Below are 25,695 nucleotides of genomic sequence, written 5' to 3'. Positions count from 1 at the left end.
TGAAACAGAAGACCGGAAAGGCAAAATAGCCCGATCTGTTACGACATTAGTTTCTCTTTCAATATCCGAACTCCTTCGGACGCTCCTGTCTCTATAAATTCGATTCTGCTGTTTTTCACGCTCTCCGGAATCTTAGGATCGATAAGCAAAATACGACATCCGGCCGGAGCGTAATGCAACAAACTCGCCGCAGGATATACGGCAAGAGAGGTCCCGATAACAACCAATATATCAGCCCGGGATACTAATTCTATCGCCGGCTCGATATTCGGCACGGCTTCCCCGAACCAAACGATATGCGGACGAAGAACGGATCCGTCTTCTCCTTTTGTTCCCAATTTCAACTCCCAACCTTCCAGATCATAAATAAGAGTCGGGTTTTTGCTACTTCTGACTTTTTTCAATTCACCGTGAAGATGTAGTACTTTCGAACTCCCGGCCCGCTCGTGCAAATCGTCTATATTCTGGGTAATGATTTGAACATCATACTCCGTTTCCAATTCAGCCAATCCGTAATGGCCGGCATTGGGTTTTGCCTCATAAAGTTGTTTCCTGCGTTCGTTATAAAAACGATTGACTAATTCGGGATCACGCTCCCAAGCTTCCGGGGTACACACATCCATGACATTATACTCTTCCCAAAGACCGTCGCTATCCCTGAAAGTCCGAATGCCACTCTCCGCACTCATTCCTGCCCCTGTTAAAACTACTAACTTCTTCATGATCAAATCAATTTTACGATTCATAATGTCATGCAAGTTAACTAAAAAAATCATTTCATTATCTCGAAACTTTCTCTATTTTCGCGATAATTAATACGAACTGGAATAAAAGTTCATTTTTCAGTTTCTCAATTTTATTACGATGGAGTTTGGTATAGCTGATTTGAGTATAGTGCCCGTGAGGCGGGAAAAATCGGAACGAAGCGAAATGACCTCCCAAATTTTATTCGGGGAGATCTACGAAGTTTTGGAAAAGGAGGATAGCTGGCTGTATATACGATTATCGCATGATAATTGTGAAGGTTGGATCGATCGGAAAATGCATAAGGAGGTAAGCCCATCCTACGTCGAATCTTATCGTTCGTCCGATCAATTGATTATGGAAGAAGTATTCAACTTGGTACTAAAAGAAGGGGATTGGGGCAATAAGTTAATCGTAGCGGGCAGCGTATTGCCTTTATACGACGCCTACTCGAAGAAAATGAAATTGGGAGAAGACGAATACGCGTTGATCGGTACATTGAAAGAGATAGGCATTGACAACTTGAGGGATCTGCTTATCCAATACGCATTGATGTACTACAATACCCCCTACTTATGGGGAGGGCGTACTCCGTACGGAATCGATTGTGCCGGATTGTCTCAGATCGTCTACCGAATGATCGGTATGAATTTACCCCGAGAGGCGGAACAACAGGTCATGAAAGGACAAACTCTTTCTTTTATCGAAGAGTCCTTACCGGGGGATCTGGCCTTTTTCGGCGACGAGGCAGGAGCCATTACCCACGTGGGAATCTTATGGGAACCTGGACGCATAATCCATGCTTCCGGCCGGGTACGGGTCGACAAAATCGATCACCATGGTATTTTTAACGAAGAAACCAAACGCTACACCCACGCGCTAAAGCTGATCAAACGCTACATTAATTGACAATTGCAAACTAAAAAATTGAGGGATTAAGCGATTCGGCGATTGAATGATTCTTTGATTTAGCGATTAAAAAGATTGACGATTATTAGATTTTTATCTTCAACTTATGACCGGGTTTTAAATTTTTCACGGTTTTATCGGTAAGCCCGTTCCACCTCATGATATCCTTATTCGTGATCCCCGGATATTTCTTGGCTATATTCCACAGGTTATCTCCCTTCTTCATCACGTAGATTTCATATTCTCCTTCAATCAAGGGCTCCGTCTCCACCTCCGCGTTGGAAGCCATTCCAGCGTATTTCGCATCAGCCTTGTTCTGGTAAGTTTTCACCTTATCCTTAGGCACATAGACGACCAATTTCTGACCTACACGGATTAAATTTCTGCTCATATTGTTCCAATACTTCAAATCCGCCAAACGTACATGAAAGGTATTGGCAATCCCCCCCAGCACATCCCCGCTCTTCACCACATAAATCAATTTCGCTTTATTACTGGGAGGAGCATAGGCATAGTGTTTAATCCGATCTCTCGGGTTAGCCGTCCGGTCGCTATCATCGAAATAATAAGAGCGATTATAAGCAAATATTGTATCCTGTTTATCGATAAACTCTCCGACATAGTTATAAGGCATTCTTAAAGCGTAAGATTTTCCGTATCCTGCAGGGATAACATCCCGTCTATATTGAGGATTCAAATCCCGCAACTGCTCGATCGAAATATCCAAAAGTTTGGAAATCTGTTCAAAATGCAATCCTTCGTTTATCATAATACTGTCGCACATCACGGGCAACTCGTTAGCGACAGGATAAATCTGATGCGCTTTATGATAGTTAAACACGTACATCGCCGCTATAAATGCCGGTACGTATCCCCTGGTCTCACGAGGCAGACGATAATAAATATCCCAATAATTCTTCTTCGCCCCGGAACGACGAATAGCCTTATTCACGTTTCCGGGACCGCAATTATAAGCCGCGATAACCAAAACCCAATCTTTGTAAACACTATACAGATCCTTCAGAAAACTGACTGCCGCTTCCGTAGATTTTACCGGGTCTCTCCGTTCGTCCACGAAAGAGTTTATCTCCAAACGATACATCTTTCCCGTCCCATGCATGAATTGCCATAACCCGCAAGCACCGGCACGAGAGAAGGCCCTGGGGTTCAGTGCACTTTCTATGACCGGAAGGTATTTCAACTCGAGCGGTAAGCCTTCCCGGTCCAGAATCTCTTCAAAAATGGGGAAATAATATTCGCTTAATCCCAACATAGCACCTACCTGAGCCCGGCGTTTTAGCGTGTATAACTCGATATAGTTCTTTACTATTTCATTAAACGAAACCCGTATAGCCGAATTCATGGAATCCAATCGACTGAGATAAATGGAATCGGGCAAAGAAGAAAAAGCCTCCTTTTGCTCCAACATGTTCAAGGTATCTCCCAATTCCGGTTTACTCACATACCACTTCTGGTATAATTCGTCTAATCTCCGGACAAAAGTTCCCGGAATGGAATCTGTAAGTAAAACCAAAGGAGGATTTAATAATTTAGGAGCTTCCGTTTGAATCTTCACGGAATCCCTATCGTGTCCCTTCACGGTAAGAACACCACACGATAAGATACATAACCACAAGAACACCCAGCGCATGCTTTTAAAAATTAAATGTTAATGATATTCCGACATTTCCCCCGGTTACAGGCGAAAAACCGGTAGTAGGACGAATCGACATAGACAAATCGTCATTGATTTCATAATCATAGAAATGAGCAAAAACCGTAGCATCGATAATCTGAATGATATAGATAGCTCCCGAAACGATGTACAGCAAATCTCGATTTCGTTTATAGTAATCTTTCTTATTTTTCAACTGATCTTTCAATCGTTGTTGTTGAGAAGGAGTAAAATCCGCCGCCGAATTTCCTGCAATCATCAATTTATCCCAGGTATTGTCTGTAGGGTAAGGTGTTTCGGGATCCTCGCTTTTTCTATCTAAATAATTCGTGTAATCCAAAAAAGCCGTCTTATACTTTCGGAAATATTTCGAATTCCAAGAGAGTCCGTAGACCGTCGCCCCGATACCCCCGTATAAAATGGGCACCTTCCACCATTGTCCGTTGTAAATCTGAGCCGATCCCGGCAGAACCATCGCCATAATCGTCGCCTTATGCGGGGAATGAGGCTTTAAATTTTTCATTTTCTTCTTATAAACAAATGCCTCCTCACCTCCGACACGTACGGAATCCTCACTGATAATAGTATCGGTTACCTGTGTTAACAGGTATACGCTCTCTCCCCGGGCATCCGTACCCAGAAGAAGTAAAATCCCACATGCGATTAAAAATATTTTTTGTAAAACAGCCTTCACGATATAAACTTATTTCGCACTCAGTTTATCCAGTAAACCGACAATGCGTTCCAACTCACCATCCGACTTAAAAGATATGACAATTTTTCCTTTTCCTTTCTCGTTTCTCTTTAAATCAACCTTCGTCTCGAAATAACGAGAAAGATGACTTTGCAATTCGTTATAATCATCGATTGTTTTTACCTTCGACTCTTTTTTATCGACCTCTTCTTCTTTTTTGGGATTCATCAGTTCCCGGACTATCTCCTCGACCTTTCTGACAGAGAAATCATATTTCATAATCTGTTCGAACACCATATATTGGGTATCGGAATCCTCTATATTCACAATAGCCCGGGCATGCCCCATACTAATCTTTCTCTCTTTAATCGCCAATTGTATCGGAGCAGGTAATTTCAACAGGCGCAAATAATTGGATATGGTCGTTCTCTTCTTGCCGACCCGTTCGCTCAAAGCGTCTTGGGTCAGCCTACACTCTTCCAGCAAGCGTTGATAACTGATCGCTATTTCGATGGCGTTCAAATCCTCCCGCTGTATATTTTCAATCAAAGCCAGTTCCAATACCGTATCTTCCTCCGCTTTCCGAATATAAGCCGGAATGGTCTCCAATCCGGCAATCTTGGATGCCCGGTAACGACGCTCTCCGGCGATAATCTCGTACTTCCCGTCACCGATCTCTCGCACGGTAATCGGTTGAACAATCCCGATAGATTTTATAGAAGCTGCCAATTCATTTAATGCTTCCTCATCAAAAGAGGTCCTCGGTTGATGCGGATTAGGACGGATATCACTTAATTTTAACTCCTCTTGCATAGACGACCCGCTTCCACCCCTCGGCTTAATCTCTTCCGCCGCATCCTGAAGCAAAGCCCCTAATCCTTTTCCTAATGCATTTTTTTTTGCCATCAGCTTATTATTTATGATTACACGTCCAAACAATTTAAAACTTCACATGAATTCCTTTTCGGCTAAGCTCTTCTATTCTTCTCCAGCAATTCGTTTGCCAAACTCAGGTAATTCACCGTCCCTCGACATTCGGCATCGTACAGTACGACCGGCTGTCCGTAACTGGGAGCTTCCGCCAGCTTCGTGTTTCGCTGGATCATCGTATCGAAAACCATATCTTCGAAATGTTTTTTTACCTCGGAAGCCACCTGATTAGACAACCTCAAACGAGCATCGTACATGGTTAACACAAATCCCTCGATCTCCAAGGAGGTATTCAAACGCTTTTGAATGATCTTTATCGTATTCAACAACTTACCCAATCCTTCCAAAGCCAAATACTCGCATTGCACGGGAATAATCACCGAGTCGGCAGCGGCCAGCGAGTTCACGGTCAACAACCCCAGTGAAGGCGAACAATCGATCAGTATGTAATCGTACTTCTCCCGAACACCGGCCAATACCCTTCCCATAACACTCTCTTTATCTTGAAAATTCAACATCTCCAATTCGGCTCCGACCAGGTCGATGTTAGAAGGCAATATATATAAATTCTCAATTTCCGTATTTAGAATAGCCTTCTCCGGCTCTATCCCCTCCACCAAACATTCGTAGATAGTGGCCTTCAACTCTTTTAAATCATACCCCACGGCCGTCGTCGCGTTTCCCTGCGGATCAGCATCCACCAACAAAACCTTTTGCTCCAAAACAGCCAAACTCGCTGCCAAGTTCACAGAAGTCGTCGTCTTTCCTACCCCCCCCTTTTGATTCGCTATAGCTATTATTTTTGACATAAGACTATAATTTTCGATTGTGTGGTAAAAATACAATTAAAATAAATACACTACCGATTTTTAACGGATTTTTTAATAACAACCCGAACTTTTTTATTAACAATCATTACCTTTACAGCCCATAAAAAAAATCGCTTTATCATGAAAGATTCCTTAAAAGAGATAACAGAAGCACTTAATAGACAAAAAAATACACAAAAAGCCCGCGATCTTGCCCGTTTTTTTAAAACCGGTAAAGGAAAATACGGGGAAGGAGATCTTTTTATAGGAATCCCGATACCGCAAATCCGAGACATCGTAAAAATATACCAGCATACCCCCCTGCCCGTAGTACACGAGTTGTTACTCTCGCCTATTCACGAATACAGGATGACAGCCGTCTTGCTCCTGGTCCATCGTTTTGAAAAAGAGAAAGATCAACAGAAAAGAAAAGAGTATGTCGATTTCTATATTCAACATGTCGATCACCTGAACAACTGGGATTTGGTCGATTTAAGCTGCTATAAATTACTGGGACGCTGGCTCGAAGACAAAGAGAAAACATTACTCTATGAATGGGCCCGAACCGGCCACCTGTGGAAACAACGTATCGCCATCGTCTCTTGTATGTATTTCGTGAAAAGAGGAAAATTCGAAGAGTGCTTAGAGATCGCGGATATTTTGCAATTCCACTCCCATGACCTGATCCACAAGGCAGTAGGCTGGCTTTTGAGAGAGGTCGGTAAAAAGGACCGGCAAATCCTTACCGATTACCTCACGCCGAGGTACCGGCAAATGCCGAGAACCATGCTGCGTTACGCGATCGAACACTACCCGGAGGAGAGCCGGAAAGCTTTTTTAAAGCGGGAAAATTAAAACTTATTTGACTCTTTTTTATAACTCGTTATATCTTAAACTCGAATTTACTCATGATTAGTTTTTTACAAGTAAATAATTTAAGCAAACGTTTCGGCGAACAACTTCTATTCGAAAACCTCTCTTTTGGTATCGGCAAAAACCAAAAAGTTGCTTTAATCGCTAAAAACGGCATGGGTAAATCCACTATGCTAAAAATCATTGCCGGGAAAGAGATCGCGGATGCCGGCACGATTATCTTCCGCAACGATATTACGGTCGGTTATTTAGAACAAGATCCCCAGCTGGAACCCGAGAACAACGTGTTCGAGGAGGTCTTCAATTCGGACTCTCCTTTATTGAAAGCGATAAGAAATTACGAAGAAGCCGTAACCAATAACGATTCTGAAGCCATAGAGGAACTAATCCCGCAAATGGATGCGTTAGCCGCATGGGATTACGAGACACAGGTAAAGCAAATACTTTCCGAACTTAAGATAAACAAGTATAGTCAACGCATCAAAGAGCTCTCCGGCGGACAGAAAAAACGAGTCGGCTTAGCGAAGATACTGATCAGCAATCCCGATTTCCTAATCTTAGACGAGCCTACCAATCATTTAGACGTGGAGATGACCGAATGGTTGGAGAGCTACCTGGAAAAATCGAAAGTAACCCTGTTAATGGTCACCCACGATCGTTACTTTCTGGATCGAGTATGCGACCTGATTATAGAAATCGACGATTTCGGCCTTTACGCGTACAACGGCAATTACTCCTATTATCTTGAAAAAAGAGAAGAACGTATCGATGCCCGAAACGCTTCCATCGATAAAGCTAAAAACTTGCTCCGAACGGAGCAGGAATGGATGCGCAGGATGCCGCAGGCCCGAAGCCATAAAGCACAATACCGAATAGATAATTTTTACAAGCTGAAAGAGGTCGCCGATCAACATACCGAACAACAACAACTGGAACTCGATATTCGAGGAAAACGGCTGGGTAAAAAAATCCTGGAATTGGAACATGTCGACAAAAGCTACGGGGATCTTTGCATTCTAAAAGATTTCTCTTACAAATTCGTTCGAGGAGAAAAAATCGGAATTATCGGAAAAAACGGCATCGGCAAGTCGACATTTTTAAATATCATCACACAAACGACTAAACCGGACTCCGGACAAATTGAAATCGGAGAAACCGTCGTTTATGGCTATTACAAACAATCCGGAATCACCTTCAAAGAAAACGATCGTCCGATCGATATCGTCAAAAACATCTCTGAAAAAATAGATTTGGGCAATGGCCGAATCATGTCGGCCTCCCAGTTTCTGGAATATTTTCTATTTTCCGATAAACTACAGTACTCTCCGGTCTACAAATTAAGCGGAGGAGAAAAACGTCGTCTCTACTTGCTAACCGTATTGATGGGTAATCCGAATTTCCTCATACTCGACGAACCAACAAACGATTTGGATATCGTAACTTTAAACGTTTTGGAAGAATACCTGAAAGCCTTTCAAGGATGCCTGATCATTGTTTCACACGATCGTTTTTTCACCGACAAAGTAGTAGATCGGGTATTTGCATTCGAAGGCAACGGTATAGTTAAAGACTTTCCCGGCAATTACACCCAATACAAAAATAAAAAAGAGGAGGAAGAACTGCTCCAGAAACAGGAAGCGAAAAAGAGCGTTCCTAATGCAAAAACCGTCGACCGGGAAAAAGAGAAAAAACGTAAACTCACGTTTAGCGAAAAGAAAGAGATGGAACAACTGGAAATCGCTATGGACCAACTGAATGCAGAAAAAGCAGAACTGGAAACAGCATTAAATACCGGAAAACTAACCACGGATGAACTGATCAAATTCTCTCAACGCATTTCGGAGATTATAAACCTATTGGACGAAAAAGAGATGCGCTGGTTGGAACTCAGCGAAATACCCAATTAGTAAGATTTTCCCCATCAAGGGGCTTCCGACATCATCGCTATTTCAAAGGATTCGTTGTGCAAAAATTCCTTTTTAATATTTTTGGAAAAAAAATATTACATTTGTCCGTTGTGCAACAAAAATTCACGTTAATTGAAATAGGTCATGGAATACATCCCAACGATTTTACAACATTTCGGTATATACTCGGAAAGCATCACTAAACTAATACAATTTCTTATTCAAGCCTTTATTATGGGATTAATTGGATGGTTCGTCTACATTATATCCAAAAAATGGCTGGCTAAAATCATCCTGAAGATCGTACATCGCACGGCAACTCAATGGGATGACCTATTACTGGACCAACACTTTTTCAATCGCTTGGCATTATTAATCGTTCCGGTCGTCATTCAGTTGATTTCCACTCAAATCGGATGGGAATATGCCGATATCATAAACCGCCTGATAAACGTGTGGATTGTCATCTCCATTTTATTGGTATTATCCTCTATCATGGACGGGATCAATCGCATATACGAAAGTTATCCCATGGCTCGAAACCGTCCGATTAAAGTCTTTATTCAGGTCATCAAGATATTTTTCTACAGCATGGCCACCATCATTATTATCAGCATATTACTAAATAAATCACCACAAGCTCTACTCGTGGGATTAAGCGCCTTTGCCGCCGTACTGATGCTGATCTTCAAAGATTCCATCCTCGGATTCGTGGCCGGCGTTCAGCTGATTGCCAACCGGATGGTTCGCATTGGAGACTGGATCGTTATGCCCAGCCATAATACGGACGGCGAAGTCTTGGAGATCAACCTGACCACGGTAAAAGTACAGAACTGGGACAAAACCATATCCACCATCCCGACTTATAAATTAGTTTCGGAATCCTTTACGAATTGGAGAGGCATGGAAGAATCCAAAGGACGAAGAATCAAACGTTCCGTGAACATCGATATTTACTCTATCCATTATTTGAGCAAAGAAGAGTTAAACACCCTGAAACAATCCCAGTTACTGAAATCCTACATAGAGAAAAAAGAGGCCGAACTTGCCGTTCATAATGCCAACCGTCATAATCTTCTGGACGAAAGACGCCTGACCAATATCGGCACGTTCCGGGAATACATGGAGTCATGGATCAACGCCAACCCGGACATCAACATAGAAATGACGCATATGGTACGCCAACTTCAACCGGGTCCGACGGGAGTCCCCCTCGAGATTTACTGTTTTTCCGCCAAACAGAGTTGGGTGGAGTACGAACGGGTACAATCGGATCTTTTCGACCACCTGTTTGCCATACTTCCGCTATTCAATCTGAAAGTATTTCAGTACCCCGGTAAATTAGACTACCCGGCAAACTAAGTCAGAATCTTTTCCGGAAACAAACATAAACAGAGAGATACCGATATGTTTTATTGAGAACAATCGACACCGGATATCGAACGGGAAAAATCCCGCGGCCGATAACGTGAAACGGATAAAATTATTTAAAGCGTAAGGGTAAAAGTCGTCTCTCTACCGTATATGGAATTAACCTTTATATTTCCACCGTGAACCCGCATGATTTGCCGGGCGACACTTAAACCGATACCGGAGCCTTCCGTTTTCGTCGTGAAAAAAGGGACAAAGATTTCATTCATGACTTCCGGTTTTATTCCCGGTCCGTTATCCTTAATCTTAATCCACGCACATCCCTCTTCTCCTTTTCCCGCCGACACGAGAATACGCCCGTCGGAGCGTTCCCTCAAAGCATAAAAGGCATTCTTCAGCAAGTTTAACACCACCTGTCCCAACAGATTCGGATCCGCATATATTCTCAAACCTTCGGGTTGAATCGTAACCTCCAGCCTTACGGCTGAAAAATTAATCTCCATACTACATAAAATAACCATGCGATGGATAAATTCGTTCAAATCGACCAACTCTTTTTCCGGTTTCGGGATCCGCGTAAATTTACGATAGGATTCCACGAAAGAGATCAGTCCTTTCCCGGTCTCCCCAATCACTTTCAAACCGTTCATGGTATTGCGTTTTAACTCTTCGTCCGGCATCTCTCCTTCCCGATACAAAGATAACAAGGTATCGCTCAAGGAAGTCACCGGTGCGATGGAGTTCATGATTTCATGAGAAAGTACCCGGATCAAACGGATCCAGGAATCGATCTCCTTCTCATCCAACTCGTTCTCTATATCATTTATAACCAATAGCATGATCGGTTTATCACGCAATACGATTCGGCTTGAACGAACCAACAGCTGAATTCTCCCCCGTTCCGTAGTATATGCTACTCTCCGGCTCTCTCCCGGCTGAATATTCCGGAAAAGTTCCTGCAAATCCCAAGAGACCTTATGCAATTGATCGATATGGGTAAACACCTCCAAACCGATCAATTTTAAGGCCACTCGATTGCAATCGGTAACAAACCCCTCTTTATCCATCACCACGATCCCGGAACTGACACTGTTAATAATCAACTCATAAAACTTTTCACGTTGTTGTACCTCCAACCGGGTATTTTGCAAAATATCCTTCATCCGGTTCAACATGACATTCAACATACGCTCCGAAGGCAAGCCCTCTCTCTCCGGGAAATGAATGGTAAAATCATCGTTCTCCAAAGAACCGAAAAAATAAGTCAACTTACGATTAACATGGTTTATTGAATTAAATATCGAAACGACACACAACACCATCAATCCGGTTACAAATGCCGCCCCGACATAACTCTTTTCCGATATTAAAATATACGTCCCGACGCTGGAGATCAACGCTATCAGCAAATAAAAAAACAGACGAAAAGAGTAATACCGGGACATTCCGTTACAAGTTAAATTTTTTTATCTTATTGTATAATGTCTGTCGGGTAATCCCTAACTGTACGGCTACCGTCGATAAATTACCGTCGTTGCGTTCGATTGCCCGGCGAATCATCTCTCTCTCCATCTCCTCCAAAGTAGAAACCGTGTTCTCGAGCTGATCCGTCGTAGGTTTAAACAAAAAATCTTCCGGACGTAATCCCTCTTCGTCACACATAATTACCGCTTTTTCAATAGCGTGTTGTAACTCTCTCACGTTTCCGGGCCAAGCATAATTCAACAAACGAGCCTTGGTTTCTTCCAGCAGATACAATCCCCGTTTACCGTATTTGGCCTCGTATTTCCGCAAAAAGAAATCGGACAATAAAAGGATATCCTCCCCCCGTTCCCGCAAAGGAGGAACCACGATATGAATCGTGTTGATCCGGTATAAAAGATCTTCCCGAAACAACCCTTTTTCCACCATCTCCTGCAAATTACTATTTGTGGCACAAATCAACCGGATATCGACATCTATCGGTTTATTGGAGCCCACCCGGGTGATCTTTCTGCCCTGTATGGCCGCCAGTAATTTCGATTGCAAGGCATAGGAGAGATTACCGATCTCATCTAAAAACAACGTCCCTCTATGCGCCGCCTCGAATTTACCGGAACGATCTTCGCGGGCATCCGTGAAGGCACCTTTTACATGACCAAACAACTCGCTTTCAAACAAGGTTTCCGTGACGGCTCCCATATCCACGGAGATCATTACCTCCTCTTTTCGATTCGACAAAGCATGCAGTTCCTTGGCGATCATCTCCTTACCCGTTCCGTTCTCTCCGGTAATCAATACATTGGCATCCGTGGCCGCAACTTTCACGATCAGATCGTGTACCCGCCGCATGACCGGAGAATCTCCCCATACTCTCTCTTGGTCTCCGTCCAACTGACGTTTCAATACCCCCTCCTTCTCCCGAAGTTGTTTCACCTCCTGCCGGGTTTGGTTCAACCGATAGGCAGCCAATAACGTCGCCACCAACTTGGCGTTATCCCAAGGCTTGACCACAAAATCAGTAGCGCCTTCTTTCACCGCTTTCACGGCCAACTCAATATCCGCATACGCGGTGAATAAGACCACCGGCAAATCCGGAAGTCGTCTTTTAATCTCCGTCAACCAATACAAGCCTTCGTTTCCGCTATTTATTCCGGCAGCAAAATTCATATCCAATAAAACGACATCCACATTTTCACTCTCTAATATAGAAAGAATCCGGTTAGGGTTACCAGTAGGAATTACTTTTCGGAACACCCCCGCCAACAACATCTCGATTGCCGTCAAAACTCCTTTATTATCATCTACAACTAATATCGTTCCCTGCTTGGTCATATCCATAATTTTACATCACATTACGCTTCCGTATTCTCCATTCTATTTGCCGTTTCGGTGACGACCTGACCGTCGAAAAGGTTTACCACCCGATGAGCGTAGGATGCATCGTGCTGGGAGTGGGTCACCATAACAATAGTCGTTCCTTCCCGGTTCAATTCGGTTAGCAGATTCATAACCTCCGCCCCGTTTTTGGAATCCAGATTACCGGTAGGCTCATCGGCCAGAATCAACTTCGGATCGGCAACCACGGCACGGGCAATGGCTACCCGCTGTTGTTGTCCTCCCGACAACTGCTGGGGAAAATGTTTGGCCCTATGGCTGATATTCATTCGCTTTAAAATAGTCGTTACCAGCTCTTTTTTCTCCGAACTTTTCTTTTTCAAATAGATCAAAGGCAGTTCTACATTTTCATAAACATTCAATTCATCGATCAGGTTAAAACTTTGAAATACAAAACCGATATTTCCTTTACGTACCTTGGTTCTATCTTTTTCCTTAAAATGTCCCACCTCCTGGCCGTTAAAATAATAATTTCCCTCCGTAGGATTATCCAACAAACCGATAATATTCAATAACGTTGATTTACCGCATCCGGAAGGACCCATGATGGCAACAAATTCTCCCTCTTTCACATGAAGAGAAACTTTATTTAAAGCGGTCGTCTCTACCTCCTCGGTACGAAAAACCTTACTTAAATTCTCAATCTTTATCATATACATTTACTTACGAATAAAACATATTCGAAAGATTACCATAAGCATGCCAAAACAGACATACATCTTATTATCAATACATTAACTTACGAGTGATTCTCCCAAGTGTAAAAAAAATAGACAGCACTGTCCTATTTTTTTACAGGACGACATCTCCCATGAAAATATATACTTCTGATTATAAATACGTTACATCTATGGCATAAGTTTAGCATCAGGGAGGACAAAATAAAACAAAAAAATATGATTCTGAAATTATACCTCTTGTTATTCCTCTGCTTTCTGTTAAAAACTTACAGAATGGAAGCTCAAACCGTAAAATGGAATCTTCAGGAATGCATTAATTACGGAGTGGAACACAGTCTAACGATGCAACAAAAAAAACTACAAAACGATAACAATCGTCTGGAAGTAAGGGATGCCGTTTTAAACCTGCTCCCCTCCGTAAGCGGCATATCCCCGGGATTAAGTTATAGCTTCGGAAGAGGTATTGATCCCGAAACCAACACTTACGTAAATACCCGTTACATGTCGTTCGGCGGTTTCGGATTCGGAACCGGAATAACGGTTTTTGCAGGATTTAGCGGTATTAATCGGATAAAAATCGCTAAAATAAGCCGTCTGATGGGACTGAAAGAGACAGAGAACCAAGCCAATCAAATCGCGATCCAGATCATGCATGCTTTTTTCAACTACCTCTACATGAAAGAAGAGGTGCATATCACGGAAGAACAAGTCGAAAACTACCGGATGCGATTGAAAAAAATAGAACGGGAATGCGATTTAGGCAAAAAACCGAAAAGCGATCTTTACGAGATGCAGGCACAACAAGCTTCTATGGAGTTTTTACTGGAATCTTCCCAGAATAACCTTCAAAATGCACTGGTTAACCTGAAATATCTGATGAATTATGAAGAAGAGGATGAGTTTATGGTAGACACTCTTTCATTTGAAGATTTTTCCCTCGAACAACACTGTTTTGATATCGATGACATCTATCACAAAGCCATGGAGGAACTTCCGGAAATCACCATCGCTAAATATTCTGTCCGTACAGCTAAATTAAATCTGATGACGGCACAAGCTAACCTCTATCCCTCCATAAGCATGGGGGGAAGCATCTCTTTCGGAAGCTATTCAGATCATGTAAGTGAATCTTTCTGGAATCAGATCTTCGACCGGAACAGAATAGGAAAAGGTTTTAGTATCAGTATGAGCATTCCGTTCTATTCCGGCTTAAGCAAACGCTCAGGACTAAAAAAAGCCAAGAATTCGTTAACGGCTACGGAAATTCAATTTCTTCAAACCCAAAGAGAATTGTACAACGAGATCCAAAAAGCGTTGCAGGAATTGGAATCTTGTGCTCAGCGCTACCGGATATCCCTCCAACGGGAAAAGTTTTCAACCCTTTCGCAAAGTGCCGCTCAAAAACGATACGAACAAGGCCTGATCACGATCATCGATCTTAACAACACTTCCAATAATCAATTAGAAGCCAGATCGGAAGTACAGAAAAGTAAATTCAATTATATCATGCAAAAAAAGATGATCGATTTTTACCGGGGGATTCCATTACAAACCCAAGTGACCTCCCCCGATAATTTTAATTTTAGCAATTACAAATAATAGGAAACAAATACATCATGGACAGACCCATTGAACAAAAAAAAGGTTTAAAGAAAAAACATATACCTTACCTGGCCGGAGTCGTTTTTATACTGCTATTTATCGGTTGGTCCATATTCGGGAACCACCAATCCAGTCTGAGAGTGGATAAGGACAAAGCCACCGTTGAGGAAGTTACGCGCGGAGTATTCAACGATTATATCCGTATTATGGGAAACGTGGAACCCCTTAACTTTTCACAACTCACAGCCATTGAAGGCGGAAGAGTGAAAGAGCAGTTTAAAGAAGCCGGAGAGATGGTAAAAGCCGGGGAGATCATTCTCCGCTTAGAGAACCAAAGCCTCGAAACCGAAATACTGAATAACGAGGCCGGATTCGTGGAAGAACAGAACAATACCCAAAATGCCCTTTTGGATTTGGAAAAAGAAACCCTCAACCTACAACAGGAACGCCTGAACACGGAATTGGATACCGAACGGAAAAAAAGAAAATATTTACAAAACGAACAGCTTTACAAAGAAGACCTGATTGCCAAAGAGGAATACCTCATCGCCAAAGAAGATTATGAATTTGCTATTAAAAGTCAGCAATTGATTTCGGAAAAACAAGCCAAGGACTCCATCCGACGCCACAGGCAGGCCATTATCATGCAAAACAAACTGGAAAACAGAAAACGTAATCTGATATTGACCCGGGAACGGTATGCCCAATTGGAAGTATGTGCCCCTATCGACGGGCAACTCGGAGAACTGAGTATCGAAATCGGACAATACATCAGCTCCGGTACGCAAATCGGAAAAATAAACGTTTTAGGCAAATATAAGGTAACCGCTCTGATCGACGAACATTACATCGACCGGGTACGCCAAAATTTGGAAGCTACCCTGGAACGACAGGGGAAAGATTTCAACATGAAGGTAATAAAAGTATACCCCGACGTAAAAGAGGGGCAATTCAAAACCGACTTGGAATTCACGGAAGAGATCCCGGATAACATCCGGACAGGACAGACATACCATATCAATCTACAATTAGGAGCTTCCGACGAATCGATATTGATTCCCCGGGGAAGCTTTTACCAAAGTACCGGCGGACAATGGATATACGTGCTTACGCCCGATGGTAAAGAGGCCTACCGACGGAAAATCAAAATAGGGAAACAAAATCCCAGGTATTATCAGGTTCTGGAAGGAATTCAGCCCGGTGAAAAAGTGATCACGTCCGGCTACGAAATGTACGGGGATAACGAAAGACTGATCTTTAAATAAAAAAAATCTTTTTATACATTGCATTCAAATAAACCGTAAAAAGAAATCCGTTTCCCATGAATCAGCTCAAATTCATATTCAGAAACTTGTCCCGCCACCGTCTCTATACCGTTATCAATATAACCGGATTATTCATTGCCTTTACCGCAGCCTTACTCATGTACGGATTCGTGGTAAAGGAGTGGAGAACTGACCGCTTTCATGAGAACAAAGAGGATATCTATCGCGTTACCTTCCAGAAGGCGGGAAATGAATTCTGGGAGAGTGAATTTTGCAGCCCCATGGCAGAACAGGCCCGGCAAGAGATTCCCGGTGTCAAAAACTTTGTCCGGGTAACAGCTCCTCAAACTCTTTTGGTAAAACCGGAAAACAGTCGGGAATATACTCCGGAGAATCAGTGTAGATACGCTGATTTCCAACTATTCCAAGTCTTCTCGTTTCCCCTCGTTCAGGGAGACACCCAAATACCCCGGAAATATTGGATCGTTATTTCGGAAAAAATGGCCCGAAAATATTTCGGCAAAGAAAATCCGTTGGGAAAAGAGATCACGATAAAAAAAACAAATGACGATTTGGGTATTCCTTACCACATTGCCGGTATCATGAAAAATATTCCGGACAGATCGTCTATTCAGGCGGACTTTATACTTGACTTCTCTGTTATCGAATGGACCTATCGGTATACTCAGGGTAATTCATGCAATACTTTTTTACAAATCGATAAAAACGTATCCGTCTCCGACATAGAAAAAGCCATTCCGGATCTGGAACTCAGGCTCTCCGGCGATCCGGAATATTACTCAAATCGGATCACCAGGCTCCAACCCTTGAAAGAACTGCATCTGCATTCCGGCCATATCCGGGAATTCGAACCGGCTTTCATACTCGGATCACCCCAATTCAACCTGACCCTGAGTGGGGTCACCTTACTCATCCTCTTCTTGGCGGCATGTAATTATCTGATGATTAAATTAGCCCAAATTCACAGGCAGGCCAACACCTTTACACTACAAAAATGCCTGGGAGCCGAAAATCGCCATATTTTACTGAGAATCATGCAGGAAACCGGAATACATCTCTGTATTGCATCACTCTTTACCCTGATCGGAGTCTATCTCCTTCATCCCCATTTTGTCCGGATCATCTCCCCAATTCACGTGTATACCTTTCATTTATCGATAGTCGAATCTGTCGGGTTTCTAATCATACTCTTTTTGTTTACCATCTGTGTCGGAGGTATTCTTTACCTCCATTATGCCAGAGAGATCCGAGAACAAAAAATAAAGAAAGAAAACTCTTCTTCCATCGATTTGAAAAAAATGCTCATGTTTATTCAAATCTGTATATTCGGGGCTCTCCTGTTTTGTTCCGTCGTACTCTTTCGGCAAATGGCTTTTATACGGAACAAACCGATGGGATTCGATTCTCAAAATGTATTGTGTATCGAATGGGAAGGTTATAAAGGGACAAGCAGTATCAAAGAAGAGCTTTTACGTCATCCGGACATACTGTCGGTAAGCAACGGCCGGCCGCTTCCGATCGGAAATTGGTCTTCATTTAAAACATTTGCCGCAGAACGTCCCGAAACGATTATCGACGCGTATGTACTATTAGGAGACCTCGATTATATCGATACATACCGGATCGAGTTGGTCGAAGGACGGAAGTTCCTTTCCAACTTAAAGGCGGAAGAAAGATTCCGGAACAGTCCGGTTCAGGAGGCAGAAGTAGTTGTCAACCAAAAGCTCGTTAAACAGCTCGACCTGAAACAACCGATCGGGTCCATCCTGGATTACGGTTTTTCCACGTTAAAAATTGTCGGGATCGTAAATGACTTTCATTACGAATCCCTCTATCAACCGATCAAACCGGTCATTATCGGATGCGATCTTTTAGGCTTCGATTGGAATCTAAGCATACGTTACCGGGAAGGAAAACGCAACGAAGTCATCGACCACGTCCGTAAACTTTATCAGGAACGTTTCCCTATTACCCGATTCCACTACACGGAATATCCCTACACTCAACTCTATGAAAAGGATATCGCTTTCGTCCGGTTGATCTATATTTTTACCGGCCTCGCCTTATTTATCGGAGGAATGGGTATCTTCGCCTTCTCCGTGTTTATGGCGGAAAATAAAAGAAAGGAGATTGCCTTACGAAAAGTAAACGGAGCCTCGGAAAGAGAGGTCATAAGATTATTAAATTCCATTTTCCTGCGACAAATTATCGGGGCTTGCATGATCAGTCTGCCCATCGCTTATATCGGATGCCAAAAATGGTTGGAAGGATTTGCCTACAAAACAGAAATTACAGTCTGGATTTATATTTGCGCTGTTACGGTCACGGTCCTTATCGTCATGCTGACCACGAACTGGCAAATCGTTAGGGCAGCCCGTGCCAACCCCGTAGAAACGCTTAAAAAAGTATAAAACCATGTCTCGACAAGAAATTAAATTCATATTTCGGAAACTACTTCGTAACAAAAGCTACACCTTAATTAATTTGTCAGGATTGGCCATTGCCTTTACAGCCGCACTATTGATCTTCAAACACATCAGCAGGGAATGGGAAAGCGACCGTTTTCACCCCGGTACGAAAAAGATTTATCGCGTAACCCATAACGATCAAAATTCCCCTCAATGGTCCGGCCGGACCTACGGTATCATCGGTCCCTATGCTAAAAAGGAGATTCCAGGGATAGAAAACTACGTACGGTGTTTCTTTCCTCAATCCCTCGGTATTCAACCGGAAGGAGACACGGAGATATTCCTTGAATCAGCTTGCATGTACGCCGATCTTTCGCTTTTCGATCTATTTCATTTTCCTATTTTGACGGGAGATGCTCATATTCCCGATGTCTCCAATTGGGCGATACTCTCCTCCCGAAAAGCAGAACAATTTTTCGGGACACAAAACCCGATCGGAAGAATCATTCGAGCCAAATATACTTACCGGGAAGATTCGGGTAAAGAGTTCCAGATCATTGCCGTAATGGACAATCTTCCCCCTACCTCCTCCATTCAAGCAGATATCATCCTATCCCCCGTACACGAGAAAGATATATTTGAGAGATGGGGTGTCATCGGGACTCATCTCTTTCTGCAACTGGACGACCAGGCTGATCCCGCGGAGATCGAAAAAGCGATTCCCCTGCTGACTGCCAAACATTTTCCCGCGGGAACCCTCGGCAACGAAGCGTTTAAACTTCAACCGTTCCGGGAGATCTATTTTCATTCCGGCCATATCGTTCCCGATAATATGCTCCGGGGTTCCTGGCTTTTCACACTCCTACTATGCGGCATTACCCTATTGATTCTGTTTTTAGCCGCCTCCAATTATATCATGATCAAAACAGCACAATTCCAACAAAAGGAGATCGCCGGATTCGCTTTACAGAAATGCTTCGGGGCCGACTCCGGCTCTTTTAAGCTTCAACTGTTTGCGGAAATCGGATTACAAATCCTTGTTGCTCTCGGAATCGCCATCGTAGCCGGCTATCTGCTTCATCCTGTTATTAACCGTATATTATCGCCCCATCATCCCTATGCATTTACTTTCGGTGGAAAAGAAATGCTCCTGTTTCTTCTCATAATCACGATTACTGCCGGGATGATCGGGTCATTTTTATACTTTTACATCAGGAAAAGACTGGGAAGGAACGGACTTTACCGTTCCCTCCGGTCCGCTCCACCCCGTTCGAATTTAAAACAAGTACTGACCATAAGCCAAATAGCCATCTTTTGCGCCCTGTTGTTCTCCTCTATCATTATTTACCGGCAAATGGACTACATTAAAAATAAAAATTTAGGGTATAGCACTCAAAATACGCTCCATTTCCTGATACCCAATCGCATCGGTTTATGTAAGGAAGAACTTTTGCGGAACCCGGATATCGTAACCGTCAGCAACGGAGAATCCCTACCCATATCCCCTTCGTTCTACATAGACCTTTACCCCGAAAATAAACCCGATCATCAAATAAAAATACAAACCCTTATCGGGGATAAAGACTATCTTTCTATTTACCGAATCAAGCTGAACGAGGGACGTATGCCTCAGGAACTCTCTACCGAATACGACCCCGACAATCCCAATTCTTATTACGGGGAAGTTATCGTGAACAAAGCTTTGGTACAAACACTGAACTTGCATTCCCCGCAAGATGCCATCATAAATCTGTACGATACACGTGTCAAGATAGTCGGAATAACGGAAAATTTCCACTTTAATCCCTTGTACCAACCCATTCAACCCGTTGTTATATATAACGGCCTGTACATGCGAAGTATGAATCTGATTGTCCGTTACCAACCCGGTAAACGTCAGGAGGTCATTGATTATATAAAACAAGTATATACCCGGATCTATCCCGGCACTCTTTTCAGTTACCATGAATACGCGGATTCCGATTTTTATGACAAAGACATAGCGACCGTCAAAATGATTACGATTTTCACGATCATCGCTATCCTAATCGGAGGTATGGGAATTTTCTCCTTTTCGACATTTGTGGCTAAAACAAAAAGAAAAGAGATCGCTCTGAGAAAAATAAACGGGGCTTCCGAATCCCGTATCACCCGAGAATTAAACCGGAATTTCATGAAAAAAACACTGACGGCTTGCACCTTAAGCATACCGATCGCCTATATCCTGTCGAACAAGTGGTTGGAGGGTTTCGCCTACAAAACAGAAATTTCCGGATGGATCTTTATCTTTGTTCCAGGAATCGTTGCCTTGATCGTACTCGGAGTGACTACCTGGCAAATCAGGAAGGCCGCCCGGACCAATCCGGTAGAGGTATTAAAAAACGAATAACCCAAACTGTACAGCCATGCGAAAAACAAGCATCAAGATTATACTCAGAGGATGGAAACAAAACAAAATATACACGTTCATATCCATCGTCAGCCTTATCGTCGGATTGACGGCAAGTATGCTGCTTGCAGGATTTGTCATGCATGAATACCGGATTGCCCAAGCTATCCCGGCAAGTGAAAAATGTTACCTCATCCAAACAAAAGAAGAAATATCCTATAACACTCTTTTTTCGGGAGAGATCGCCGATTACCTGCAAAGAAGTTATCCGGAGATCAAATCCCATGCTGTTTTTCGAAACGAACCCGTCAACCTCTTTCCGGGAAAAACAGAGATTCCTTACGAACAGGCTTACTCCGTGATACCCGAGACCGTAGATTTTTTTCATTTTAGAATGTTGTCCGGAGACCTGAAATCCACTCTCGCCCATGAAAATGAAATAGCCGTTACCCGCTCTTTCGCCCGGAAGTACCTCGAAAAAGAAAATCCCGTCGGGAATACGCTACGCCTTACCCGCTATGCGATTAAAAATATAGAAGGCAAAATAACTTATATTCCGGTAGAAGAGGAATTCCGTATCACCGCGGTCATCGACGACCGTCAAAAGACATTCCTCTCCTTCGGGATATTATGGGGCATTGCCGAAAATAAAATCAACGAAGCTCAGGGATCGAGTCAATTCTACGCTTTCGTTAAACTAAACGAGTCGGTCAACCCGCAAACCCTTCAGCAAAAAATCAGTCAGGATACCCTGATTCAAAATTTAAATGCCAACAGGGGTAAGGTCGTATTAAAACCGAGCAATCAACTCTATTTCTCGGAAAAATCTTATCTCTACTATAATGAGCTGATCGATAAACGGGATCCGACATTCATCTACACGAGCCTGAGTGTCGCCCTTCTTATCCTGATCGTATCCTGCTTCAACTATATCAACATCTATATGACCCGCACGTTCAAACAATTACAAAATACCAGTATCCAACTGGTACTCGGGGAATCGAAAAACGGCATTTACAAGCAATTGATCGGAGAATCTGCCATGCACACCCTTCTCTCTTCGGGTATCGCCCTGATGCTTATTTACAGGTTACTCCCCGTCTTTAACAGTTTTGTCCAAAGCGATATGCAAATATCGGACTTCCTATCCGGACAAACCCCTTTGATATTGCTTTTTCTGTTAACGGTGATTATATTTATCCCTATCATTTACATCGGTTTAAAACTGAAAAACAGCCTGTTAAGTCCTATTTTAAAACGAAAACTCTCACGACGGAACCGACTGACCCGGGACATTGTTATCGTACAGTTCTCCCTCTCCATTATTCTGTTTATTCTAATGTTTAATATCCGGAACCAAATGAACTATATCGTTCACAGCCGCCCTCATTCGGAAGAGATTATAGCATTATACGGAGGAGTTTTTGTTCTGGAAAAAGGAGAATTCCGGAACTTCAAGGAACAACTCCATGCCCTACCGGAAATCCTGAATATTACAGGTTCGGCCATGCATCAGAATTTTACCTATTCTCGAAAAGATACCATCATCAACATAACCGACGCCGACGATTCATTTTTCGAATGCTATGATATTCCTCTCGCGGAAGGAAAAGGATTTTCCCCGGACCCCAAAGCCTACCACGAGGCCATCGTGAACGAATCTTTCGTCCGGAAAATGGGATGGCCGACTCCCATCGGGAAAACTTTCACCTACAATTATAATGAAAGGTATACAATTATCGGGGTCATTGCCGACTATGCCACGAATAAATTCACCGAAGGCATCAAACCCATGCTGATCCGCTATTCACCCGACGGTTCCGGCCGCCTTACCATCCGGATAAAAAAAGGTTCCCGGGAAGTAACCGAGACCAAACTTCGGGAATTATGGCAAAGCAACTACCCGACTTTCCCTCCACTCCTCACGCAGAGTATGAAAGAGATGTACCTGGAGTTTCATCAGGAAGAAGTCCGGATCATGGAAACCCTTACGGTTTTCTCTTGGCTAAGCATCCTACTGAGTGCCCTCGGTCTCTTCGGACTGGCGTGGTTCTCCGTGGAGAGCCGACAAAGGGAGATCGGATTAAGAAAAATCAACGGAGCTACCGAAAATCAGATCGTTATATTACTATGCCGGAAATTCATAAAATGGATTCTGATCGCTTACGGAATCGCTATCCCCATCGGTTACTACTTTTCAGAGCAATGGCTCACCCGATTTATTTATAAATCTTCCCTCTCGCCAGGAGCCTTTATCATGGCCGGGATCTCCGCCTTGGCAATCGGCCTGTTAACGGTAATTTGGCAAACCGTCAACGCCGCACGGGAAAATCCGGTAAATGTCCTAAAGGGGAACGAGTAAAAGCTCTCGTCTAATATAATTTATGCCTGTTTTATGGAAAGCCCGATCCGTTTTCTGACTTTATCCACCTGAATTACTTTGACGCTCACATGTTGATGCAAAGAGAGTATCTCCGTGGGATTCGAGATAAATTGATCGGCAATCTCCGAAATATGGACCAGACCGTCCTGTTTTACACCGATATCCACAAAAGCTCCGAAATTAGTCAGGTTAGTCACGATACCCGGTACGACCATTCCTTCCTGAAGATCATCGATGGAATGAATCCGCTCGTCAAAACTAAACACCTTTGCCACAGACCGGGGATCCCGTCCCGGTTTTTTCAACTCCTCGATAATATCTTTTAGGGTAGGCAAACCGATCCGTTCGTCCACGTAGCGATTCAAATCGATTTTACCGCATACCTCCTCATTTCCGATCAAAGACTTCAGGGGAAGTCCCAAATCTTTTGCCATCCGTTCTACCACAGCATAGGATTCGGGATGGACAGAAGAGTTATCCAACGGATATTCCGCATCGGCTATACGCAGAAATCCGGCACATTGCTCGAATGCCTTCTCCCCCATTCGTTTCACCTTCCTTATCTCTTTGCGGCTTCTGAACGGACCGTTCTCTTTTATGTATTCTATGATATTTTCCGCCAAAGCAGGTCCCAAACCGGAGACATGTGTCAAAAGGTACTTACTGGCCGTATTCACATTTACACCTACCCGATTTACGCAAGACTCCACCACCCGGTCTAAACTCTCCTTCAACTTCACCTGGTCGACATCATGCTGATATTGTCCCACGCCTATCGACTTCGGATCTATCTTTACCAATTCAGCCAAAGGATCCATCAACCTACGCCCGATCGACACGGCTCCGCGAACGGTTACATCATACTGGGGAAACTCGTCCCGGGCTATTTTAGAGGCCGAATAGACGGATGCCCCGCTTTCACTCACCACGAAGACCTGAATCTTACGGTCATAACGAAGATTTTGTATAAAACGCTCCGTTTCCCGTCCTGCCGTACCGTTCCCTATAGCGATAGCCTCTATTTTATAAGCACTCACCAATTGAGTGACCTTATTAGCCGCCTGTCGTACTTCGTTTTGAGGCGGATGCGGATAGATGGTTTCGTTATGCACGAGGTTTCCCGTCCCGTCCAAGCAAACCACCTTACAACCGGTACGGAATCCCGGATCAATACCCAATACCCGCTTGCTGCCCAACGGGGGAGCTAACAACAATTGGCGCAAATTTTCGGCAAAAACGTTAATAGCCTCTTCATCGGCTTTTTGCTTGCCTGCCACGCTGTATTCAGATTCTATGGAAGAGACGAGTAAGCGTTTATAACCATCCCGTACGGCCTCCCTCACCTGCTCCGCACTCTCGTTACCGGCTCTTACGAATTGCTTTTCCAAGGCCTCTACGGCTTCTTGGTCGGGCACACCTATGCTTACCTTCAAAATACCCTCGCTTTCTCCCCTCCGGATAGCCAACATCCGGTGAGACGGACAACGACGTAAACTCTCCGTATAATCGAAATAATCCTTATATTTTTCTCCCCCCTCCTCTTTTCCTTTTATCACTTTAGAGGTAATCGTCGCTTCCCGGTCAAAAAAACGCCGGGTCGTATTCCGAGCCCGCTCACTTTCACTGACCCATTCGGCTATAATATCCCTCGCCCCCTGCAACGCCTCCTCCTCATTCGCCACCTCTCCTTTCACGAAACGGGTAGCTTTCGTCCATACCTCTCCCCCCTCCTGTTTCATCAACATGACGGCCAAAGGCTCCAGACCTTTCGCTTTTGCTTTGGAAGCCCTGGTTTGTTTTTTAGGTTTATAAGGAAGATAAATATCTTCCAATTCCCGAAGTTCCCGGCAACTCTCAATCGCCTTCCTCAGTTCGGATGTCAGCTTTTCCTGCTGTTCGATACTATCGAGCACCGTCTTTTTACGCTTCTCCAATTCTTTAAACTGCCCGTAAATCTCCTGTACTTTTCCGACCCCCACTTCATCCATACTTCCGGTCATCTCTTTCCGGTAACGGGAAATAAACGGAATCGTCGCTCCTTCATCCAGCAGATTCAACAAATTTTTCACGTATCGACTGCCGAAGCCACTCTTTTCCGCTACAAACACAACAGGATCTATATAATATTCCATAAATTCATATTTTAATCCGCTAATAT

Annotated in this window: 18 protein-coding genes; 9 read left to right on the top strand and 9 right to left on the bottom strand. The window is 43.5% G+C overall.

What is annotated here, in order from left to right; genetic code table 11:
- Positions 1–38: 38 nt before the first annotated feature.
- On the bottom strand, positions 39–722 hold the full coding sequence (locus BN3283_RS04465; RefSeq protein WP_059027159.1) for an SIR2 family NAD-dependent protein deacylase: 684 nt from the start codon (positions 720–722) through the stop codon (positions 39–41).
- 142 nt (positions 723–864) lie between these two features.
- On the opposite strand from BN3283_RS04465, the gene BN3283_RS04460 reads away from it, so the two are divergent.
- The gene (locus BN3283_RS04460) at positions 865–1,653 is read left to right on the top strand and encodes a C40 family peptidase (RefSeq protein ID WP_059025800.1); all 789 of its coding nucleotides are present in this window, start codon (positions 865–867) and stop codon (positions 1,651–1,653) included.
- An 85-nt stretch (positions 1,654–1,738) separates the two neighbouring features.
- On the opposite strand, the gene BN3283_RS04455 is transcribed toward BN3283_RS04460, so the two are convergent.
- The 4 genes from BN3283_RS04455 to BN3283_RS04440 form a co-directional block, all read right to left on the bottom strand.
- Positions 1,739–3,304 (bottom strand): lytic transglycosylase domain-containing protein, encoded by a 1,566-nt coding sequence (locus tag BN3283_RS04455; protein ID WP_059025799.1) that lies wholly within the window; start codon positions 3,302–3,304, stop codon positions 1,739–1,741.
- Positions 3,305–3,308: 4 nt separating this feature from the next.
- Entirely contained in the window at positions 3,309–4,022 is a 714-nt protein-coding gene (locus tag BN3283_RS04450) for a DUF5683 domain-containing protein (RefSeq protein ID WP_052634894.1), read from the bottom strand.
- A 9-nt stretch (positions 4,023–4,031) separates the two neighbouring features.
- Positions 4,032–4,928: a ParB/RepB/Spo0J family partition protein gene (locus tag BN3283_RS04445; protein WP_059025798.1), complete on the bottom strand. Its 897-nt coding sequence runs from the start codon at positions 4,926–4,928 to the stop codon at positions 4,032–4,034.
- Between the two features lie 62 nt (positions 4,929–4,990).
- Positions 4,991–5,761 (bottom strand): ParA family protein, encoded by a 771-nt coding sequence (locus BN3283_RS04440; RefSeq protein ID WP_041504581.1) that lies wholly within the window; start codon positions 5,759–5,761, stop codon positions 4,991–4,993.
- Between the two features lie 141 nt (positions 5,762–5,902).
- Between BN3283_RS04440 and BN3283_RS04435 the strand changes: the two genes are divergently transcribed.
- The 3 genes from BN3283_RS04435 (at position 5,903) to BN3283_RS04425 (ending at position 9,903) form a co-directional block, all read left to right on the top strand.
- On the top strand, positions 5,903–6,616 hold the full coding sequence (locus BN3283_RS04435; RefSeq protein ID WP_059025797.1) for a DNA alkylation repair protein: 714 nt from the start codon (positions 5,903–5,905) through the stop codon (positions 6,614–6,616).
- A 53-nt stretch (positions 6,617–6,669) separates the two neighbouring features.
- On the top strand, positions 6,670–8,541 hold the full coding sequence (locus tag BN3283_RS04430; RefSeq protein WP_059025796.1) for an ABC-F family ATP-binding cassette domain-containing protein: 1,872 nt from the start codon (positions 6,670–6,672) through the stop codon (positions 8,539–8,541).
- 234 nt (positions 8,542–8,775) lie between these two features.
- Positions 8,776–9,903 carry a mechanosensitive ion channel family protein gene (locus BN3283_RS04425; protein WP_286137514.1) on the top strand — a complete coding sequence of 376 codons (1,128 nt, stop codon included), beginning with the start codon at positions 8,776–8,778 and terminating at the stop codon, positions 9,901–9,903.
- 125 nt (positions 9,904–10,028) lie between these two features.
- Here the strand turns inward: BN3283_RS04425 and BN3283_RS04420 are convergent, their stop codons facing one another.
- From BN3283_RS04420 to BN3283_RS04410, 3 genes are read right to left on the bottom strand one after another with little or no spacing between them, the layout of a single operon-like run.
- Complete coding sequence (locus tag BN3283_RS04420) at positions 10,029–11,357, bottom strand: sensor histidine kinase (protein WP_059025794.1); 1,329 nt, start codon at positions 11,355–11,357, stop codon at positions 10,029–10,031.
- 4 nt (positions 11,358–11,361) lie between these two features.
- Entirely contained in the window at positions 11,362–12,726 is a 1,365-nt protein-coding gene (locus BN3283_RS04415) for a sigma-54-dependent transcriptional regulator (RefSeq protein ID WP_059027157.1), read from the bottom strand.
- Between the two features lie 20 nt (positions 12,727–12,746).
- A complete protein-coding gene (locus BN3283_RS04410) occupies positions 12,747–13,442 on the bottom strand; it encodes an ABC transporter ATP-binding protein (protein WP_059027155.1) in 696 nt (231 codons plus the stop codon).
- A gap of 243 nt (positions 13,443–13,685) precedes the next feature.
- Between BN3283_RS04410 and BN3283_RS04405 the strand changes: the two genes are divergently transcribed.
- Genes BN3283_RS04405 through BN3283_RS04385 form a run of 5 tightly spaced genes read left to right on the top strand, consistent with a single transcriptional unit; the run spans position 13,686 to position 23,516 of the window.
- Entirely contained in the window at positions 13,686–15,068 is a 1,383-nt protein-coding gene (locus BN3283_RS04405; protein WP_082667068.1) for a TolC family protein, read from the top strand.
- A 17-nt stretch (positions 15,069–15,085) separates the two neighbouring features.
- Complete coding sequence (locus tag BN3283_RS04400) at positions 15,086–16,336, top strand: efflux RND transporter periplasmic adaptor subunit (RefSeq protein ID WP_059025792.1); 1,251 nt, start codon at positions 15,086–15,088, stop codon at positions 16,334–16,336.
- 56 nt (positions 16,337–16,392) lie between these two features.
- Positions 16,393–18,768, top strand: a complete 2,376-nt coding sequence (locus BN3283_RS04395; RefSeq protein WP_059025791.1) for an ABC transporter permease — start codon at positions 16,393–16,395, stop codon at positions 18,766–18,768.
- Positions 18,769–18,772: 4 nt separating this feature from the next.
- Positions 18,773–21,154, top strand: coding sequence for an ABC transporter permease (locus tag BN3283_RS04390; RefSeq protein ID WP_059025790.1), 2,382 nt, complete (start codon positions 18,773–18,775; stop codon positions 21,152–21,154).
- Positions 21,155–21,170: 16 nt separating this feature from the next.
- The gene (locus BN3283_RS04385; protein WP_059025789.1) at positions 21,171–23,516 is read left to right on the top strand and encodes an ABC transporter permease; all 2,346 of its coding nucleotides are present in this window, start codon (positions 21,171–21,173) and stop codon (positions 23,514–23,516) included.
- A gap of 20 nt (positions 23,517–23,536) precedes the next feature.
- Here BN3283_RS04385 and BN3283_RS04380 read toward each other — a convergent pair whose 3' ends face one another.
- Positions 23,537–25,669: a Tex family protein gene (locus tag BN3283_RS04380; protein ID WP_082667118.1), complete on the bottom strand. Its 2,133-nt coding sequence runs from the start codon at positions 25,667–25,669 to the stop codon at positions 23,537–23,539.
- Between the last annotated feature and the right edge of the window lie 26 nt (positions 25,670–25,695).

It is taken from the genome of Gabonibacter massiliensis (assembly GCA_001487125.1).
Taxonomy (GTDB): Bacteria; Bacteroidota; Bacteroidia; order Bacteroidales; family Marinifilaceae; genus Gabonibacter; species Gabonibacter massiliensis.
The sequence above is the reverse complement of the archived record's forward strand: the minus strand, read 5'-3'. Positions and strand labels throughout refer to the sequence as shown.